Consider the following 18,744-nt stretch of genomic DNA (forward strand, 5'->3'; position numbering starts at 1 on the left):
TGTGTTTATGAAAAAAATAATGATTATCAATGGGCCTAACCTCAACTTGTTAGGAACTCGTGAACCTGAAATTTACGGCTCTCAAACTTTTGAAGCGATATTAGCCGAGTTACAAACTAAGTTCCCTCAATGTGAATTGCTCTACTTCCAAAGCAATCACGAGGGAGCTCTTATTGATAAAATTCACGAAATAGGCTTTACTTTTGAAGGAATAGTGCTCAATGCTGGCGCTTATACCCACACTTCTATCGCTTTAGCTGATGCTATCAAAGCTGTTAAAACTCCTGTAATAGAGGTACATATCTCCAATACTTTTGCCCGAGAAACTTTCCGTCATCATTCTTATTTATCAGCAGTAGCCAAAGGAGTGATTGTAGGGTTGGGAATAAAAAGTTATGAATTAGCAATACGAAGCTTTATCGACTAAATGAAGAAATATCTACTTAAAACGCTGAAATACTTAGGAATAGTAGTGGGATTACTACTAGCCTTTGTAATTGTTTTCCCAATGCTCTACCCCGAGTATGTTACTGAAAAAATAAAGAAATTAGCCAACGACAACCTCAACGGTGAACTAAACTTCTCTAAGGCAAATCTCACTTTCTTTACACATTTTCCCTCTCTTACCCTCAACTTAGACGATGTACTCCTCAAAGGGTCAGCTCCCTTTGAGAACGACACTTTAGTATCGGTAAAACGACTCTCTTTAGGGATTGATGTAAAAGAATTGCTTTTCTCTAAGAAAATTGATATAGAGGAGATTTATCTTAAAAATGCTTTTGTACACATTCAAGTTGATAAACAAGGAGGTGCAAGCTATAACGTGTATAAATCATCAGGAGAGACCGATGAAGGTGATGATGACGATACTCGTGTAGACCTACAACGTATTGAACTGAAAAACACCCAGCTGATCTACGACGATAAATCTACAGGAATTTATATCCAAGCCAATGGATTCAACTATTTAGGAAAAGGAGGTTTAGAAGAATCCATTTTTGATTTGCGCACCAAAGCCCAAATACAATCATTAGATTTTATCTTTGGTGGTGAAACTTACCTAAAGGACAAACACGTAAATGCAGAGCTTATCACTCAAATCAACACGCATTCATTATCGTTTATTTTTCAACAAAACGATTTAAAAATAAACCAATTACCCGTAGACTTCAAAGGAAAGTTAGACTTCTTGAGCAATGGTTATGACCTCAATTTCGAAATCAATTCTAAAGATAGCAATCTCAATGATTTCTTTACAGCTTTGCCCCCTCAGTTTACCCAATGGCATAAAAAAGCAACTCTTAAAGGAAAAACTGACATTTTCTTTTCGATGAAAGGAAAATATATTGCTTCACAAAACCTGAGTCCCGATATTTTCTTTAAAATGAAAGTGAGAGATGGATATGTAGGCTATGAAGGTGTGCCTGCCCCAGCCGAACATCTCTTCCTAAACATAGAGACGAGTCTGCCCTCTTTAGATGTGAATAAAGTAGGGGTTAAACTCGATTCTATCTATTTTACAATTGGCAAAGAATATTTTTCAGGTATCTTGAATTTAAACGGTATCAATCCCCCAGTGATTGATGCTAAAGTGCGTGCAAACATCAATGTAGCAAATGTAATGCACTTACTGGATATGAAGGATTTAGAGGTAAAAGGGATGCTCTTAGCCAATATAAAATCTAAAGGAACGTATGCTCCAAAACAAAAGCTATTCCCTATTACCAAAGGCGATTTGGAATTCTCCGAAGGTTATGTAAAAACACCTTATTACCCCAATCCTATCACCAACATACATTTTAAAGGCAAAGTAGAGAATACTGATGGCAGTATGAAAACACTAGCGTTGCAACTCAATCCTCTCAATTTTCTTTTTGAAAATAAGCCTTTTACTGTGAATTTAGCAATGGAAAATTTTGACGATATTCACTATGATATCCAAGCAAAAGGTGAACTCAACATTGCTAAGATTTATAAAGTATTCTCACAAAAAGGCTTGGAATTAGAAGGTTATGCCAATGCCGATGTATCGCTAAAAGGTACACAGAGTGATGCAACTAATGGGCGTTATCACTTATTGCAAAACAAGGGTAGCATTGAACTTCGCAATATCAAAACAACATCAGAATATTTGCCTAAACCATTTATTATTCAGCAAGGACTTTTTAGATTCCAGCAAGATGATATGCGTTTTACTAATTTCCGTGCTACTTATGGTAAATCCGATTTTTTGATGAACGGACGAATGAGCAATGTTATCAACTTTTTATTCTCTAAAAATCAGATACTCAGAGGTAATTTTTCTGTATCCTCTAACTATATTGATGTTGATGAGTTTATGTATGCTTCCCCTGCTCCCTCACCTGAAGAAACAAAAGATGAAACTACTACAAGCCCAACAGCTACTGTCGCTTCTGAAAAAGGTGTAGTGATTGTACCTAAACCTTTTGATTTTAACCTGAATGCCAACCTGAAAAAGGTAGTTTTTCAAGGGCTTGACATTCTCAACCTCAAAGGAAGTATGCAACTAAAAAGAGGTACTTTAGCCCTGAAAAATGTAAACTTCAACGTTATAGGAGTTACCGCTCAAATCAATGCTAAATACGGCGATGAAACCCCTAAACGCGCTCATTTTGATTTTGATATCAAAGCTGAAAACTTTGATGTACAACGCGCTTATAAAGAGGTAAAACTCTTTAGAGAAATGGCTTCAATGGCTAAAGATGCACACGGTACTGTTTCTTTGGATTATAAAGTAGCTGGAAAACTCAACGATGAGATGTTGCCTATCTACCCTTCACTTAAAGGAGGAGGCGTGCTTTCGGTGAAAGATGTACAAATGAAAGGCTTTAAACTTTTCAATGTGATTAGTGATAAAACAGGTACCGATGCGCTAAGAGATTCTAAACTTTCTACTATCGATATCAAAAGTGAGATTAAAAACAACCTCATCACCGTAGAGCGATTTAAGTTTAAGGTATCAGGATTCCGCCCACGTATTGAAGGACAAACCAGTTTCGATGGAAAACTGAACTTTAAAATGCGTTTAGGTTTACCTCCTTTGGGAATCATAGGTATTCCTATAAAAATAACAGGAACTCAAGAACATCCTAAAATAGGCTTAGGAAAAAAATCTAAAGATTTAGAAGAAACTGAATACGATGCTAATAGCGAAGCTACCAATGAAGAAAAAGATACTGAAATTATACAAGAAGAAAATCATCACCCCGATAGGAGTGATGATAGCAATGGCAACGGATGAGGCTATTTGTGTATTAGATTTTCTCGACCAAACAACTTGGTATCGAGATCAAGCTGAAGTACTTTTGCGCTTGGAAGCTAAAGATATGGAGCAAGAAAACGCCTTGCTTTTAGAACTCGAAAAGCAACTAAAAGAGTACTTTGCTAAAGAACGCAAAGAGTTTACGTTACCCATTACCTTAGTGGGGACACCCTTTCAAGAAGAAGTGTGGAAGGTATTGCAAACCATTCCGTATGGCGAAACGCGTACTTATAAAGAACAAGCAATTGCTGTAGGAAATCCCAAGGGTGTTCGTGCTGTTGCCAATACTAATAGTAAAAATCGCCTCTCTATTATCGTACCTTGCCACCGTGTGATTGGCAGTAATGGTACACTCACAGGTTATGCAGGTGGTCTTAGCCGAAAGGAGTTTTTGCTGAATTTAGAAAAAAGTAATTCCTAAACATTATAACTATGGATTTTAGAACAATTGTACCTATCTCTAAAGCAAACTCAAACATTACTTACTATAGCTCTATAGTGAGTTTAGGCTCGTGTTTTGCTGTGAATATGGCACAAAAGTTCGCTTATTACAAATTTTCTATTACAGTAAATCCGTTTGGAGTGCTCTTTCATCCACAGGCTATTGAGTATATTCTGCAACATACCATTGCACACACTCCTTATACCGCTGAAGATTTCTTCCTTCACGATGAATTGTGGCATAGTTTCTACTTTCATTCGGATATGAGCCGCCCCTCACTCAAAGAGGCAATACACTTGGCTAACAGCCAGCAAATACAATTGCAACAAGCCTTGCAAGAGGCGAGCTTTTGTTTTATCACCTTGGGGACAGCTTGGGTATATATCTACAACAGCACCGATACTATCGTAGCAAATTGTCACAAACTACCTGCTCAACACTTCTCTAAACGCTTGCTCTCAATAGAAGAAATCACCGAGAGTCTCAATCATATTATTACACTACTCACACAGCTCAACCCCTCAATAAATGTGATTTTTACTATTTCTCCTGTACGCCATATCAAAGACGGCTTCCTTGAAAATCAGGTGAGTAAATCACAACTCTTCTCAGCTCTATACCCTCTTATCACCAACAACAAGAGCCTTTATTTTCCTGCTTACGAATTGTTATCAGACGAATTGCGCGACTATCGTTTCTACGCCAATGATATGGTGCATCCATCGGAAATGGCTATCAATTATATTTGGGAACGTTTGGTTACTACCTATATAGAAACTGCCACTCAAGCAGATATGAAACAAGTAGACAGTATCCAAAAAGGCTTATCTCATCGTCCGTTTAATCCTGAAACTGAAAGTCATCAGCAGTTTTTAGCACAATTACAACAAAAAATGGAGGCATTTACTATGAAATACCCCCATATTAGGTTTTAGGAAGCTCTTTCTCCTTCAAGAGATACGAATATCCAAATAGGTAGTATTAACTGCTAAAAAAAAGAAAACAAAGAAAAATAAAGAAAAATTTTCTTTTAATAAAAGAAAGTTGTATCTTTGTGGCGATATAAGCTATTAAACCTAATGATTATGGATAAAAAGAAATTTATCACTGTTGTAACAGCTGGTTTTGCTCTATTTGCGATGTTTTTTGGGGCGGGCAATTTAGTTATCCCTCCCTATATAGGATTAAAAATAGGAGCTTTAAGTGGTGTGGCTTTTGCAGGTTTCTTTGTATCGGACATACTGCTATCGTTTTTGGCGGTGGTAATGGTAGCCTCCATAGGGCTCACCTTCACCGATTTAGGCAAGCGTTTTCCCCCATTATTCGTCAATGCGCTTGTTTTCATTATCATCGTTACGCTAGGGCCTCTCATTTGTGTACCACGAACGGGTTCTACTACTTATGAAGTAGCTGTACAACCTTTCTTCCCTCAAATAGACAAGATTACCTTTGGTGTGTTCTACTTTGGTATTACCTTATTGCTTTCTATTTCAAAAGCTAAAATAGTGGATATCATAGGTAAAATCCTCACACCTTTTTTGATTCTTTCGCTTACAATTTTGATAGTTGTGGGTACTCTCAATGCCCCTAAAGAGTTGGCTGATAATGGTTATACCTTTAGAGAGGCCTTTGCTTTTGGTTTTTCGAAAGGGTATTTAACTTTAGATGTGCTGGCGGGGGTTATTTTCTCAGGCTTAATTATTTCATCTATAGTTCGTGAAGGGTACCAAAGAGAGGCTGATAAAAAACAAGTTACTATACTCTCAGGGATAATATCTGCAGGCTGTTTGGTGTTTATCTACGGAGGACTATTATATTTAGGTGCAACCTCTAATCTTTCCCCTTCAGAAGAGGGCGTTAGTTATATAGATATCCTAAAACACATAGCTTACAATGTATTGGGTAGCAATGGAGGAATTGTTATCTCAGTAGCAGTAGCTTTTGCTTGTCTAACCTCAGCGATTGCTATTGTATCGGCTATGGGTGAGATTTTCGAGAATATCAGCAAAGGGCGTATTCCTTATAAATGGGGGGTATGGATTTGTAGTATAGTATCCTTTGTCCTTTCTATTCAAAGTGTTGAAGAAATCATACATTACGCCGGTTATCTGTTAGATTTTTCATACCCTATCACCATCGCGCTTACGCTGTTTGTACTTTTCTTTGGTAAACAAGTAAAAAGCAATACTCCTTATATAGTAGGAGTGACACTCACCGCTGTATTATCAGGACTTTTTATCATCGGCGATTTGCAGAATATAGAATGGATTATTAAATTCAGAACATTGTTGCCCTTAAGTAGTTATAAAATAGAGTGGTTTTTACCTGCTTTCTTATCGTTTGTCATAACAACAGTGATAATACGAATCCAAAGTTTCGCAAAGAACTAAGCTAATTCTATTTAACTAATATATAAAAAGGCTACCTACAACACTGTAGATAGCCTCTTTTCATTTAGGGATTTTTGTAAGACATTATCTTTTTTCTTTGAGTGACCAACCGGTTTTGAGTCCGATGATGAAGTATACCAATAGCAATTCACCTATAGCTAAGAGAGTATCACCAGGTATACGCAACCAACGTATGGTTTGCATCAAATCGGTGTGCATAAATTCCTCAGAACGCGCTGACCAATAGCCGTTTTGAATAGCTTCTACTGCTTGCATAATACCTATAGGAAGCAAGCTCACTACTAACATCACAAGTAATCCGATGTTTATCAACCAGAATGCCCAACCAAGAATTTTGTTATTCCAGTGGCGATCGGGGTATAGACCGCGAAGTACAAACAAGATGAGACCTATACCAAGGATACCATATACCCCAAAGAGGGCAGCATGACCGTGTACGGCTGTAGTGTTCAAGCCTTGTATGTAGTACAAAGCGATAGGTGGGTTGATAGCAAAACCAAAGATACCTGCTCCTAAGAAGTTCCAGAAACACATTGCGATAAAGCAATAGATAGGCCATTTATAGGCTTTAATCCACTCAGTAGATTTAGAAATTTTATAGTTGTGATAAGCTTCAAAACCTATAAGTACTAAAGGTACAATTTCCAAAGCACTGAATGTAGCACCTAAAGCTAATACACCTGTAGGGGTCGCACTAAAATACAAGTGGTGGAAAGTACCTAATATACCTCCTGCTAAAAATACGATAGTAGAGAACAATACTGAAGCACTCGCTACTTTCAAGCGCAACAAGCCCATACGTGAGAATAAGAAAGCAGCTACAACGGTAGCAAACACTTCAAAGAAGCCTTCTACCCAAAGGTGAACTACCCACCAACGCCAATATTCGGCGATAGCCATATGAGTTTGGCGACCATACATTAAGCCTGCACCATAGAAAGCGGCAATAGCTATAGAAGCCAATACAAAGAGTAATAACAAATGGCGGTTTTCGTCTTTTTTACGCAAAGCAGGCAATAAAGCTCTCACCATTAAGAACAACCATAAGAATAAGCCTACAAGCAATAAGATTTGCCAGAAACGACCTAATTCTATATATTCATAACCTTGATGACCAAACCAGAAGTTTTCAACCAAGCCTAATTTTTGCATTACACCGAACCATTGTCCTGCTAATGACCCTAATACAACAATCAATAAGGCAATAAAGAGAATGTTCACACCTAATTTTTGGTATTTAGGCTCGTGACCTGATACAGCAGGAGCAATGTAAAGCCCTGTGGCTAACCAAGAGGTTGCAATCCAGAAAATAGCCAACTGTACGTGCCAACTACGTGAAATAGCTTGCGGCAATACCAAATCAAGAGGAATACCAAAGAATCCTTCACCTTCTACGCCATAGTGCGCTGTGATTACCCCAGCCACCATTTGTACTAAAATAAGCAATGATACAATCCAGATGTATTTAAGGGTTGCTTTCATTGAAGGTGTAGGTTTCATACCACGCATAGGATCTTCAGCGGGGAGGTGTTCGTTTTCTTCTTCTTCTTTGTTACTTGCATGGTAGTACACCAAAAGTCCTACCCCAAATAGCAACATTAGCACACTAAATCCTGACCACATTTGTAGTGAGGTAGACGGATGATTACCTATCACGGGGTCGTAAGGCCAGTTATTGGTGTAGGTTACATCACTATTAGGGCGATTAGTGCTACATACCCAAGAAGTCCAAGTAAAGAACGCATTCATTTGTTGCATACGTGCAGGGTCTTTGATTGCATTCTTAGGAATCGCATAATGGCTACGCGTTTTGTCTAACGATGGGTCGTTCATAAAGAGTTTGGTGTAATAAGCTGCCAACTCTTTAGCTACTTGCGCACGTTCAGGAGAGAAAGTAATCACTCCTGTACTTTGGTCAAAAGTGTTTGAGCGAAGTTCTTTGCGCAACTGCACTTGGTATTTAGCCTGCTCTTCTTCAGAAAGGTCTTTGTAGACCTTACCATCTTTAGCTGCAAAAATATCCAAGAGCATTTCAGATTCGCGGTGTAGGTAATCAGCATTCCAGTCGGGTGCGATATAAGCACCGTGTCCCCAGATACTACCTACCGTTTGTCCTCCCATTGACTGCCAAACATTCTGACCGTCTTTAATGTCTTGCCCATTATAGAGCAATTCCCCATCAGTAGTTACAATTTTTTCGGGGAAAGGAGGCGTAGTACGGTATATTTCTACACCGAAAAAAATCAGTACGAGGAATGAGGCAGCTACTGTTGCCCCAAGCCAAATCCATAATTTCTTAGCTGTCATAAATAAAATATATTAGTGTTTTTTTATTATTTGCGGGTACAAAGATATGAAAGATAATTGTATTTAATATAACACTTATAAGTTTTTTTTTAAACATCTAAGCTAATTTAGAAACATTAAAAAAGGTTATCTATTGATTTACAACAGATAACCTTATCTTTTTCTTCTTAATAGTTTTTAGTTATTGCACTAAAATTATTGTGCTTTAGGATTGGTAAGAACTATTAACTTCTCTGTTATCAATTCTTTTAAGTTTTTATCAGAAGGCATTGGTAGATTCGCATTGATGATATTTCCTTTTTCATTTATCAACATATAACGCGGGATGCTTCTCAAATCGTACAATTCTTTGAATAATTCCTTTGTTTCAGGAGAGGCATATAGATGAATACCACGAAGTTTCTTTTCCTTTACCATTGCTTTCCACGCTTCTTTATCGCGGTCTACCGAAATACTTACAAAGGTAATAGGTAGCGTTTTGTAATCTTCTTGTAAGGCTTCTAAAGCAGGCAACTCCTTACGGCAATCAGGACAATAAGTAGCCCAAATATCTATGAACAGCAATTTACCTTTCAGTGGTAAATGCTCGTATTTCACCTCTTTATCGTTCAAATCGGTGAGAACAGGAAGAGCAGGGAAAGGCTGTCCTGCTTTGAGTTTGTTTAGCAAGTCAATGTGATGGTCAAGCTCGTGTTGAAACTCTATTCCAGACATTCCTTTTCTATTTTTCAGTAACTCTGGCAATAAATCAATAATTTCTTCATTAGTGTCAGTTGCCGAAGTAGGCGATACGCCCTCTATGAGTAAAGGGGCTAATTCCTGCTTGATATTTTCCGATTTAAGCGCTTTGAAATCGGCTAATACTTTGCCCCAAGGGTCATCAAACTCATATTGTACTTTATGAGAGTAAATGCGCCACTGAAAGAGATTGCGTACTAAAATTTGATAATCAGGATAATCGTTAAAATCAGCGGCATTATCTAAATCTACAGTAGCACACAAGGCTTCCAACTCCTTGATAGCAGGAGCTTCTTCTTCGGTATATTTGCGGTGATTCAACAAATATTCCGATACTATAGCCAACTGTTGATAGCGGTTAGCTTTCTCTTCTTTAGCTGCGAAATCTGCTGGTAAGTTTTTCTGTATTTCAGCGTATTGTTGGGCTATTGCCTGCATACTTTGTTTAAAAGCCATAGGAGATTGCCCTAAGAGTTCATTTTGTTTCTCAGCTGATTGTAAACCTATGGTGTCTTTTTGTTGCTGATAAGCCTTTATTGCTTCTTCTGGATTGGAGCACGACACTAAGGCGCATACAAGGATTGCAAATATCTTTTTCATAACACTATGATTTAAAAAATAATGACAAAGGTACAATATTTTTTGGAAATCCCTCTAATTTTAGCAATTATTCCTATTTTTGCACTCAAAAGCCCTCTTATAGGAAACAACAATTCATTTTATGAATATAAATATTGAAGATTTCAGTCTTACTAATTTTATCTCTTCTGTTGAAACTATCCCTTTTGATTATGCTGGTGTAGAAGGTATAGCCGATTGTTTGGGGTATTATATTATCTGCTTTAAGGAAAGAAACAGTGATATTCTCTCTGCTATCAGTTTTGAGGATATTTTACTATACGAAGGACTTACAGAAATAGCTAATCATATTTTACAAACACTGTGTATTCCTATCCGTTTTGGAGATGATAGTCTTCTTGCTGAATCTACCTTAGGACAGCCTTTCTGTATTGATGAAAAACTTTTTGCTGACCGAAAGATATGGTATTATTACATCAATGAAGGAAAAGGACTTTTAAGTGTTGGTATTAATTCAGTAGATAAAGTTATGAGTTTAGAGATTATCACTCACCCCACAATTATAAAAGAACGAAAAGAAACCTTATCTATATCATAAAAAAAATCCGACCTATTACTAAGTCGGATTTTTGTATAATGTAGGTAGTTATTAACCACCAAAGTCGTCGAAACGGATATTTTCATCGGGCATACCAAAGTCTTGACCCATTTTCTGAACAGCTTTGTTCATCATTGGAGGACCGCAGAAGTACAATTCTATATCTTCTGGAGCTTCGTGTTTGCTCAAATACTGTTCAATTACAGCGTTGTGAACAAATCCTAAGAAGCCATCGCCTTCAGGATCATTAATATCTTTCTTCACTTTCCAGTTGTCTTCAGGTAGTGGTTCAGAAAGTACAATAAAGAATCTAAAGTTAGGAAACTCGCGCTCCAATTCACGGAAATGTTCTACATAGAACAACTCGCGTTTTGAACGACCTCCGTACCAATAAGTAACTTTCCTATTAGTTTTTAAGGTTTTAAAAAGGTGATACAAGTGCGAACGCATAGGCGCCATACCAGCTCCCCCTCCTACATATAACATCTCAGCGTTAGAATCATTGATGAAGAACTCGCCATAAGGTCCTGAGATGGTTACCTTGTCACCTGGTTTACGTGAGAAGATATAAGAAGAAGCTACCCCAGGATTTACGTCCATCCATCCTCCTTTAGCTCTATCAAAAGGAGGCGTAGCGATACGCACATTCAACATTATACGGCGTCCCTCTGCTGGATAGGAAGCCATAGAGTAAGCACGCTCTGCCGGTTCTGGATTCTTCATTACAAGAGGCCATAACTTAAACTTATCCCACTCCATTCTGAACTTATCAGGCTCTCCTGGGTGTTCTTTAGGGTGTGCAGTGATATCAATATCAGAATATTTCACTTCACAAGCAGGAATTTCAATCTGAATGTATCCTCCTGGTTTGTAGTCCATATCCTCTGGGAGTTCTACCACAAACTCTTTAATAAACGAAGCCACATTATAGTTGCTCACTACAGTAGCTTCCCATTTCTTGATACCAAACACTTGTTCTGGTACGCCTATTTGCATATCTTGTTTTACTTTCACTTGGCAAGCTAAACGCATACCTTCTTTGAGTTCCTTCTTTGTAAAGTGAGGCGTTTCTGTAGGAAGAGCCTCTCCTCCTCCCTCATACACGTGGCATTTACATTGTAAACAAGACCCCTTACCACCACAAGCTGATGGCAAGAAAATCTTCTCGTTACCCAAAGTAGAAAGCAATGAACCGCCGATAGGCACTTCAATTACTTTGTCTTTATTAATTGTAATTTTCACAGGTCCCGATGGGGTTAGTTTCTGTTTTACGTAAAGCAAAATAGCTACTAACAGCAGGATTATTACCAATAATCCTATTACCGTTACCGTAATAGTTGTTAATATTTCACTTGCTAATATCATTGCTTAAATCTTTTGTGTTATGAGCTAATTTATCAGTTTTAACTTCTTGTTGGATAGTAGTCTCTTGTTTAGGAGCTTCTTTAGCTTCCTTTTTGCTGCTACCACCTGTAAGCATACCACCAAAACTCATAAAGCCGATAGCCATAAGCCCTGTAGTGATAAAGGTGATACCCAAGCCACGCAAGGGTGCAGGTACGTGTGAATAACGTATTTTCTCACGGATAGCTGCTAACGCTAAGATAGCGATAGCCCATCCCAATCCTGAACTGAACCCGTAGGCTACTGAAAGACCAAAAGAGTGAATAGTTTCCTCACGTGATTGCATAAATAGCGACCCTCCCAAGATAGCACAGTTTACGGCTATCAAAGGCAAGAAAATACCCAACGAGTTATATAACGATGGAGAAAACTTCTCTACAATAATCTCTACCAACTGCACCATCGTAGCTACAGTGGCAATGAATAAGATATAGGTAAGGAAGCTCAAATCATAATTAGCATACTCTGGACCTAACCAAGCTAAAGCACCTTCTTTGAGGATATACTGGTTCAACAAGTAGTTCATAGGTACGGTAAGAGTCTGTACAAAAATAACAGCAGCTCCTAAGCCTATGGCAGTAGATACTTTTTTAGATACAGCCAAGTACGAACACATACCTAAGAAGGTAGCGAAAATCATATTCTCTACGAATACCGATTTAAAAATCAGTGTTAAATATTCTAACATTTTCTTTTCTTTTTAAATGATTAATGACTGTCTTCTATCAAGGCTTTATTGCGTGAACGTTGTACCCACACTACTATACCGTAAGTTACTAATGCCATAGGCGCTAACAACATAAAACCGTTGTTTTCATAGCCCCAAGCATATACACCAGTTTTCTTAATAGGGTCACCTAATACTTGGAAACCAAGCAAAGTGCCTGAACCTAACAGTTCACGGAAGAAGGCGACGATAAGCAAAGCAATAGAATAACCACCTGCATTACCAATAGCATCTAAGAACGATTTTCCTGGAGGATTTCCTAAAGCAAATGCCTCAAAGCGTCCCATCAAAATACAGTTGGTGATGATAAGCCCTACATATACCGATAGCTGTTTGCTAAGGTCGTACACATAAGCTTTCAGAACAAAGTCCACCACGATTACCAAAGCAGCTGCTACAATTAGCTGGGCGATGATACGGATTTTAGGTGGTATTACATTTCTAAGTAAAGAAATGGTTACGTTACCCATTACAAGTACAAAGGTAAAGGAAAGACTCATTACAATAGCGGCTCTCAATTGGGCTGTAATTGCTAAAGCTGAACAAATTCCTAATACTTGTACCGTTACGGGGTTGTTATCCCATAGAGGGTCGGTTACTAATTTTGTATCTTTTTTTGAAAGTCCCATAGTCTCTTATTTGTTTAAACTTTTAATATAGGATATATAAGGCTTTATGCCATCGCGTATCATTGCTTGCACTCCATTACCAGTAAGGGTAGCTCCTGCAATAGCATCTATTTTCCCATCTTCTTTACGTTTGTTTTCTGGGTCACCATTGCTTTTTGATATTTGAATGCTTTGGAAATTACCAGCAGCATCCAATAAATGTTCCCCGATAAAGTCGTCCATAAAGAAACGTTCTTTGATATTGGCTCCTAAACCAGCAGTTTCTCCTTTGTGGTCGAAGAAAACGCCACGTACGATAAGGTCTTTATCTACGGCTATATATCCCCAAATAGCATCCCACAAACCACGTCCGTTTACGGGAATGATGTAGAGGGTAGTTCCATCTTTTTCACCTACATAAAGAGGCAAACCTTCACGATGACCGTTGAAGTTGATAAGGTCGTTAGCACCTTCTACTTTTTCAGCGGTATTCCCTTTGATAAGGTATTGTTCTTTCACATAGTTAGGGAACTCTTTTTCAGCATCAGTTGTAGAAAGAAACTCTACTTTACCTCCTCCGAGCTCACCTTGGTTGTGATTTACACCCATAGCGTAGAGGATGTTTTGTTTCTTTTCTAACTTTTTATTGTTACTGATATCGCTGCTCAATGCTGACGAAATACCAGCGAGCAAAGCTCCTACGATTACCACCATTATAATGGCGAAAATCACTGTATACGAATTACTTTCTGTTTTTACTGCCATAATTTATGCGGTTTTAGTAACTGTTTTTAAACGTTTTTTACGACGAGATACATTAGCTTGTACTACGAAGTGGTCGATAGTAGGAGCCAATACGTTCATTAATAGGATAGCGAGCATTACCCCTTCAGGATAAGCAGGGTTGAAGCAACGGATAGCAATAGCAATGAAACCTGCTAAAAACCCGTAGATATACTTACCAGTATTCGTTTGTGCTGCTGTAACTGGGTCGGTAGCCATAAATACAGCTCCGAAAGCCAAACCTCCAATGAGCAAGTGTTGATAAGCTGGTACACTCCAAATAGTGTAGAACTGAGTACCTACCATACTTGGTGCTAAAGCATTGAAGATAGCGCCCATTAACCAAGCTCCTATAAACATACTAATCATCACACGCCAAGAAGCAATTTTAGTATAGATGAGGAATAAACCTGCTAAGAGGATAATGATAGTAGAAGTTTCACCTACTGAACCTGGGATAAACCCGAAAAGAAGGTCAGAATCGGTGTAGTGAATAGGGTGTCCTTGTGCCAAGTTACCCAAGATGGTTTCGCCTGAAACAGCATCTAAGTTTGCTCCAGCAGCAATTTCTTTAGAACGATCTAGTACGCCAGTTACCCATACTTTATCGCCTGTCATTGAAGTAGGATAAGCAAAGAATAAGAAGGCGCGAATGGTAAGCGCAGGGTTTAAGATATTCATACCTGTACCCCCGAATACCTCTTTACCGATGATTACTCCAAAAGCTACTGCTACAGCAAGCATCCAAAGAGGAATATCCACTGGAACGATAAGTGGCACCAACATACCAGTTACCAAGTATCCTTCTTCTACTTCGTGACCGCGGATGGTAGCAAAGATAAACTCAATGCCCAAACCTACTACATACGAAACGACTACTAAAGGAAATACTTTAATAAAACCAATACAGAAGTTTGTCCAGCTCCAAAAATCACCACTACAGAAAGCTAAGCCTTCAGCAGGATGGGTTAAGTGACCAAAAGCCACTTCGTGCTGGTAACCTGCATTGAAAATACCAAAAATCAAACAAGGAATGAGTGCTAAAACCACCATATTCATTGTTCGTTTTAGGTCGTCGGCAGCCTTAATGTGGGTACCTCCGTGGGTTACCTCATTAGGCGTATAGAGGAAAGTGTGGAGCGCATTGAAAGTTGTCTCCATCTTGGTTCCTTTATACTTTTCTTTTAATGTATTTAATTTACTTTTTAAACTCATTTTCTTAATGAATAAGTTAATTATTTCTTTTTATTGATTTGCGAATTAGTTTTAAAGCCCAATCATAATGACTTGATGTTGCCGAAACTAAGTAAGAGCCGAGTGAGGTCGTACCCGTCCAATGATACTTCTTTTTGGTAAAAAGCTCTTCATCTGAGTGTTTCTGTATAAGTTGGAACACTTTATTATGAGAAGCTTCAAAAAGTGAGAGTATCTCAGCAAGTGATACTTTTTGACATTGCTCCCATATTTCTCGGTTGAGTTTAGGAGTGTCAGAAAAAGTATAACCCTCTTTGGGTATTTTAGGTTTTTCACCTCGCATTCCTACCTCATACCAATTTAGGAATAATAAATGCCAATGATATAAGTGTCCTATAACATCGCGAATATTTCTATTCATTGTACCTTCTGGGAAGGAGTCTTCTCGCTGCCCCTCAGGTAGTGTTTCTATCAAAGAAAGTAACTTTTGGTAATTTTCTTTAGCTAAAAACTCTAAATCTAGTTTCGTTGCAGGTCTTGCCATTAATTTAAGCTTTTGACTTTAGCATATCGTAAACAGTTTTGTCAATACGCAGATGTACTATAAAATTATCAGAGTCAAACTCTACTTTATCCTTGTTGTTTACTTTAGCTCTTTCATTAGTTACTGAAAGGTAATATTCATTACCTGAAGCAAACAAAGTGAAAACGCTATGACTTTGCTCTTTGCTACTTCTTTGAATCATAGGTTCTAATTGCTCCCAATTACCTTGCTCTGCTTGTTGTTTGAAGCTACTTGCATTTTCTATATAAGAAAAAGCAGGTAATTCTACTTCTTCAAACCACTCGTCAAGAGTTTCGTTGAAAGGATGCTTAGAATGAGGTATTGCTATAAATATGGCTACCCCAATGATAATTAAAAGCTCTATTATCCAAATAATAGTAAGGAAAGTTCCACTCACTACCGCACCTTTAAAACTCCAAGTACCACTTTCGTTGATAAATCCTATCAGCTGGAAAAGGTCAAAAGGATTGGATAACAAGTATAAAAGTTGTGATTCTTCACCACTTGAAGTAAGTACTAAATTAGTCCATACCACCCATTGGAAGTAATAAGCGGCAAGTGCTGCAATAAGAGCTAACAAAATTGCAAGCCCATAGTTGCGGACTTTACCCAGTTTAATTACTATCTGCCAAACAGCGATACCTATAGCAAAGCCTAAACCAGCAGTAATTAAAAAGTTGATATACACAAATGGAATATACCATATTAAGTATGCATAGATAGTTGCTAATATAGGCATTGCTATCACACATACCAATAATAAGTATACGAATGATAATGATGAGAATTTGCCTGATGGCTTATAATAGTTTGACATTTTTCAATTATTTAAAAACTGTTACTTTTTCTATAATTTTAGGTGTTTATACATAAGACTTTTCTCTTTTTAAATCGGTGATGAGCAATGGATTGTCTTCTCTCATCTTATTGATGAGTTCCTCTACTCTACTTGTATTGGGTTCTTGCCAAAGCCAATCCAATTCCTGTTGTGTAATCCCTACCATTTGCAAAAAAGCTACTTCGCCATTAGGGGTTTCAATAGTGCCCAACTGAGGGTCGGGCGCAAAAGCAATTCCTACGAGCTTAGTATCGCATTCCAAACGTATAGGCCCATTAGCTGGAATAAAGTGATAGGCTTCAAACCATTTTTTGCTATCGAATACATAGCGAGCTAAATTCTGCATCATATTCATAACCCAAAAAGGTTCGTTTTTAGTACCCTCCGCATCTTTATCTCCTTCAAAAGGCACGATGCGAAAAGTAAACTCAAACCCCCATCCACTAAATTCATTTTCAGCACTTTCAGGAGAATAATACAACTCACTCATTCCGTAAGAAACTATATGACGGTGGAAAATTTGCTTGTGGTTGTCGTAGATACTAATACCATCAAGTGGGTCTTCTCCTCCCAACATATATTTTAGAATAGTACCATAGTGGCGAGGTTCTTGCTCAGGATAAACCTTCAATAAAGCCTCATCTATAGCGTCCCACCCTACAGCATCTTCTTCTTCAAATTGTGTTTTGTATTGTTCTTCTGTGTATCTCATCGTTAAAAAGATAAAATTCTTTTTTATAAGCTATTAGCCTAATTCTGCCATCATTAAATCAAGTCCATCTCTGATGATTTGCTGATGTGGTTGTTTAGACACACACACAAATTCAGTAAGGGCAAAATCTTCAGGTGCTACTTCGTAAGCTCCTAAGTTTTCCAACTCGTCTAAATCCTTATACAAGCAGGCTTTAAGCAGTTGCATCGGATAAATATCCAATGGGAAAACCTCTTCGTACATACCTGTTACCACAAAAGCACGTTGTTCACCATTGGTATTGGTATTGAGGTCGTACTTTTTCTTAGGATTTAACCAAGAGAAGGTAAGCGAACGTGTAAGCGAAATCTTGTTGGCTACTGGTTTTGCCCAACCGAACAAATCATAATCATTTCCTTCAGGAATTGCTGTAATTTGATCGTCGTAAAAACCTAAGAAGCCTGTTTCGCTCACCTTAGTACCAGTAAGCACATCGCCGCTAATAATACGGGTTGCAACCACATCTTTTACTTGGCTACCTACGACGCCACTGATTTGAGCACCAGCAAGGGCTGTAACATAGTGAGGTTTCTCAATGCGCGAACCTGTAAGAGCTACTGTACGGGTGAGGTTCACTTTACCTGTTAAGAAGAGTTCTCCTATCACCACCAAATCTTGAGGAGTTACTACCCATACCACCTCACCTTTGTTAATAGGACTAATCTGTGCAATTTGAGTACTGACGTTCCCAGCAGGGTGAGGTCCAGATACATTGTGCACTACGATGTCCTTAAGGTTGCGGAAAGGCGACAACGAGCTGTCTTTGAAAACAGACACGTGTACTTTACCTGTAGTAAGTTTAGACAAGGCAGTAAGAGCTGTTTGCAGTGCTTGCTCTTTACCTTTAAGCACATAGTCGTAATCGGGAGCGAGCGGATTGGTTTTGCAAGCCGAAACGAAAATAGCTTTAGGCTTTCCGTCGGGATTGGCAATCACGTCGTAAGGGCGTTGTTTGATAAAAGGCCAGCAACCTGAAGAAAGGAGGTGAGCCTTGATGTCTTCGCCCTGCATCTCGTTTACATTTTTCTTTCCATAGTCTTTGAAGGTTTGTTCTTGGGCTGGTGCAATGTGTATTTCCAACACTTTACGACGTTCACCCCGTACAATCTCCTTGATAGTACCACTTACTGGAGAAGGGAACAAAACACGCTCATCACTCTTTGAAAAGAACAGTGCTTCACCTGCTTTCACTTCATTACCCTCACGCAATAAAAGCTTAGGAATAACACTGTGAAAATCACTGGGTTTGATGCCATACAAAGCAGCAAGAGGAAGCTGTTGTGTAGTTTTATCAGCTTCTCCTTCTAAATGTATGTCCAACCCTTTTCGAATGCGGATGTCGTTTGACATATCTAAATAATATTAGTTAGTTTTATTAAATTGGCGACAAATATACGAATAATTCTTTACAAAAAAATAAAGTCTATTTTTTTAAAGCTAAAAAAGAATCATTCTACATTAGATATATCTTTTGAAAATCTTGAGACTTTCGCAAGAAAATGTGTAAAATGATTCT

The 18,744-nt window shown here is 38.2% G+C and carries 17 protein-coding genes; 6 read left to right on the forward strand and 11 right to left on the reverse strand.

The features are described from left to right. Positions 1 to 7: 7 nt before the first annotated feature. The 5 genes from aroQ (at position 8) to brnQ (ending at position 6,115) form a co-directional block, all read left to right on the forward strand. Positions 8 to 427: a type II 3-dehydroquinate dehydratase gene (gene aroQ, locus CBG49_RS11240; protein ID WP_009413994.1), complete on the forward strand. Its 420-nt coding sequence runs from the start codon at positions 8 to 10 to the stop codon at positions 425 to 427. Then, entirely contained in the window at positions 428 to 3,262 is a 2,835-nt protein-coding gene (locus tag CBG49_RS11245; RefSeq protein WP_088594542.1) for an AsmA family protein, read from the forward strand. It begins immediately after the preceding gene. Beyond that, on the forward strand, positions 3,240 to 3,704 hold the full coding sequence (locus CBG49_RS11250) for a methylated-DNA--[protein]-cysteine S-methyltransferase (protein WP_418219540.1): 465 nt from the start codon (positions 3,240 to 3,242) through the stop codon (positions 3,702 to 3,704). The genes CBG49_RS11245 and CBG49_RS11250 overlap by 23 nt, the downstream gene beginning before the upstream one ends. Before the next feature lie 11 nt (positions 3,705 to 3,715). Next, positions 3,716 to 4,660 carry a GSCFA domain-containing protein gene (locus CBG49_RS11255; RefSeq protein ID WP_088594544.1) on the forward strand — a complete coding sequence of 315 codons (945 nt, stop codon included), beginning with the start codon at positions 3,716 to 3,718 and terminating at the stop codon, positions 4,658 to 4,660. Positions 4,661 to 4,810: 150 nt separating this feature from the next. Then, positions 4,811 to 6,115 (forward strand): branched-chain amino acid transport system II carrier protein, encoded by a 1,305-nt coding sequence (brnQ, locus tag CBG49_RS11260; RefSeq protein WP_088594545.1) that lies wholly within the window; start codon positions 4,811 to 4,813, stop codon positions 6,113 to 6,115. A gap of 84 nt (positions 6,116 to 6,199) precedes the next feature. On the opposite strand, the gene CBG49_RS11265 is transcribed toward brnQ, so the two are convergent. Together CBG49_RS11265 and CBG49_RS11270 are read right to left on the reverse strand one after the other, a co-directional pair. Continuing rightward, entirely contained in the window at positions 6,200 to 8,443 is a 2,244-nt protein-coding gene (locus CBG49_RS11265) for a nitric-oxide reductase large subunit (protein ID WP_088594546.1), read from the reverse strand. Positions 8,444 to 8,638: 195 nt separating this feature from the next. Then, positions 8,639 to 9,781, reverse strand: a complete 1,143-nt coding sequence (locus tag CBG49_RS11270; protein ID WP_088594547.1) for a TlpA family protein disulfide reductase — start codon at positions 9,779 to 9,781, stop codon at positions 8,639 to 8,641. A gap of 121 nt (positions 9,782 to 9,902) precedes the next feature. Between CBG49_RS11270 and CBG49_RS11275 the strand changes: the two genes are divergently transcribed. Then, the gene (locus tag CBG49_RS11275; protein WP_088594548.1) at positions 9,903 to 10,358 is read left to right on the forward strand and encodes a hypothetical protein; all 456 of its coding nucleotides are present in this window, start codon (positions 9,903 to 9,905) and stop codon (positions 10,356 to 10,358) included. Positions 10,359 to 10,409: 51 nt separating this feature from the next. Here the strand turns inward: CBG49_RS11275 and nqrF are convergent, their stop codons facing one another. From nqrF to CBG49_RS11320, 9 genes are read right to left on the reverse strand one after another with little or no spacing between them, the layout of a single operon-like run. Further along, positions 10,410 to 11,723: an NADH:ubiquinone reductase (Na(+)-transporting) subunit F gene (gene nqrF, locus CBG49_RS11280; RefSeq protein WP_009410222.1), complete on the reverse strand. Its 1,314-nt coding sequence runs from the start codon at positions 11,721 to 11,723 to the stop codon at positions 10,410 to 10,412. Beyond that, positions 11,707 to 12,450, reverse strand: coding sequence for an NADH:ubiquinone reductase (Na(+)-transporting) subunit E (gene nqrE / locus CBG49_RS11285; RefSeq protein ID WP_009410221.1), 744 nt, complete (start codon positions 12,448 to 12,450; stop codon positions 11,707 to 11,709). The genes nqrF and nqrE overlap by 17 nt, the downstream gene beginning before the upstream one ends. A 20-nt stretch (positions 12,451 to 12,470) precedes the next feature. Then, complete coding sequence (locus CBG49_RS11290) at positions 12,471 to 13,118, reverse strand: NADH:ubiquinone reductase (Na(+)-transporting) subunit D (protein WP_009410220.1); 648 nt, start codon at positions 13,116 to 13,118, stop codon at positions 12,471 to 12,473. 6 nt (positions 13,119 to 13,124) lie between these two features. Then, the gene (locus tag CBG49_RS11295; protein WP_088594549.1) at positions 13,125 to 13,862 is read right to left on the reverse strand and encodes a Na(+)-translocating NADH-quinone reductase subunit C; all 738 of its coding nucleotides are present in this window, start codon (positions 13,860 to 13,862) and stop codon (positions 13,125 to 13,127) included. Positions 13,863 to 13,865: 3 nt separating this feature from the next. After that, positions 13,866 to 15,095, reverse strand: a complete 1,230-nt coding sequence (locus CBG49_RS11300) for an NADH:ubiquinone reductase (Na(+)-transporting) subunit B (RefSeq protein ID WP_088594550.1) — start codon at positions 15,093 to 15,095, stop codon at positions 13,866 to 13,868. 16 nt (positions 15,096 to 15,111) lie between these two features. After that, a complete protein-coding gene (locus tag CBG49_RS11305) occupies positions 15,112 to 15,618 on the reverse strand; it encodes a ClbS/DfsB family four-helix bundle protein (protein ID WP_088594551.1) in 507 nt (168 codons plus the stop codon). 4 nt (positions 15,619 to 15,622) lie between these two features. Next, positions 15,623 to 16,456 carry a hypothetical protein gene (locus CBG49_RS11310; protein WP_088594552.1) on the reverse strand — a complete coding sequence of 278 codons (834 nt, stop codon included), beginning with the start codon at positions 16,454 to 16,456 and terminating at the stop codon, positions 15,623 to 15,625. Positions 16,457 to 16,502: 46 nt separating this feature from the next. Next, on the reverse strand, positions 16,503 to 17,189 hold the full coding sequence (locus CBG49_RS11315; protein ID WP_088594553.1) for a suppressor of fused domain protein: 687 nt from the start codon (positions 17,187 to 17,189) through the stop codon (positions 16,503 to 16,505). 33 nt (positions 17,190 to 17,222) lie between these two features. Further along, positions 17,223 to 18,578, reverse strand: coding sequence for a Na(+)-translocating NADH-quinone reductase subunit A (locus tag CBG49_RS11320; protein ID WP_088594554.1), 1,356 nt, complete (start codon positions 18,576 to 18,578; stop codon positions 17,223 to 17,225). Between the last annotated feature and the right edge of the window lie 166 nt (positions 18,579 to 18,744).

The sequence above is a fragment of the Capnocytophaga endodontalis genome (assembly GCF_002209445.1).
GTDB lineage: Bacteria > Bacteroidota > Bacteroidia > Flavobacteriales > Flavobacteriaceae > Capnocytophaga > Capnocytophaga periodontitidis.

Coding starts and splice junctions, on each gene's coding strand:
- aroQ (WP_009413994.1), top strand. CDS start 8: ATGAAAAAAATAATGATTATCAATGGGCCTAACCTCAACTTGTTAGGA.
- CBG49_RS11245 (WP_088594542.1), top strand. CDS start 428: ATGAAGAAATATCTACTTAAAACGCTGAAATACTTAGGAATAGTAGTG.
- CBG49_RS11250 (WP_418219540.1), top strand. CDS start 3,240: ATGATAGCAATGGCAACGGATGAGGCTATTTGTGTATTAGATTTTCTC.
- CBG49_RS11255 (WP_088594544.1), top strand. CDS start 3,716: ATGGATTTTAGAACAATTGTACCTATCTCTAAAGCAAACTCAAACATT.
- brnQ (WP_088594545.1), top strand. CDS start 4,811: ATGGATAAAAAGAAATTTATCACTGTTGTAACAGCTGGTTTTGCTCTA.
- CBG49_RS11265 (WP_088594546.1), bottom strand. CDS start 8,443: ATGACAGCTAAGAAATTATGGATTTGGCTTGGGGCAACAGTAGCTGCC.
- CBG49_RS11270 (WP_088594547.1), bottom strand. CDS start 9,781: ATGAAAAAGATATTTGCAATCCTTGTATGCGCCTTAGTGTCGTGCTCC.
- CBG49_RS11275 (WP_088594548.1), top strand. CDS start 9,903: ATGAATATAAATATTGAAGATTTCAGTCTTACTAATTTTATCTCTTCT.
- nqrF (WP_009410222.1), bottom strand. CDS start 11,723: ATGATATTAGCAAGTGAAATATTAACAACTATTACGGTAACGGTAATA.
- nqrE (WP_009410221.1), bottom strand. CDS start 12,450: ATGTTAGAATATTTAACACTGATTTTTAAATCGGTATTCGTAGAGAAT.
- CBG49_RS11290 (WP_009410220.1), bottom strand. CDS start 13,118: ATGGGACTTTCAAAAAAAGATACAAAATTAGTAACCGACCCTCTATGG.
- CBG49_RS11295 (WP_088594549.1), bottom strand. CDS start 13,862: ATGGCAGTAAAAACAGAAAGTAATTCGTATACAGTGATTTTCGCCATT.
- CBG49_RS11300 (WP_088594550.1), bottom strand. CDS start 15,095: ATGAGTTTAAAAAGTAAATTAAATACATTAAAAGAAAAGTATAAAGGA.
- CBG49_RS11305 (WP_088594551.1), bottom strand. CDS start 15,618: ATGGCAAGACCTGCAACGAAACTAGATTTAGAGTTTTTAGCTAAAGAA.
- CBG49_RS11310 (WP_088594552.1), bottom strand. CDS start 16,456: ATGTCAAACTATTATAAGCCATCAGGCAAATTCTCATCATTATCATTC.
- CBG49_RS11315 (WP_088594553.1), bottom strand. CDS start 17,189: ATGAGATACACAGAAGAACAATACAAAACACAATTTGAAGAAGAAGAT.
- CBG49_RS11320 (WP_088594554.1), bottom strand. CDS start 18,578: ATGTCAAACGACATCCGCATTCGAAAAGGGTTGGACATACATTTAGAA.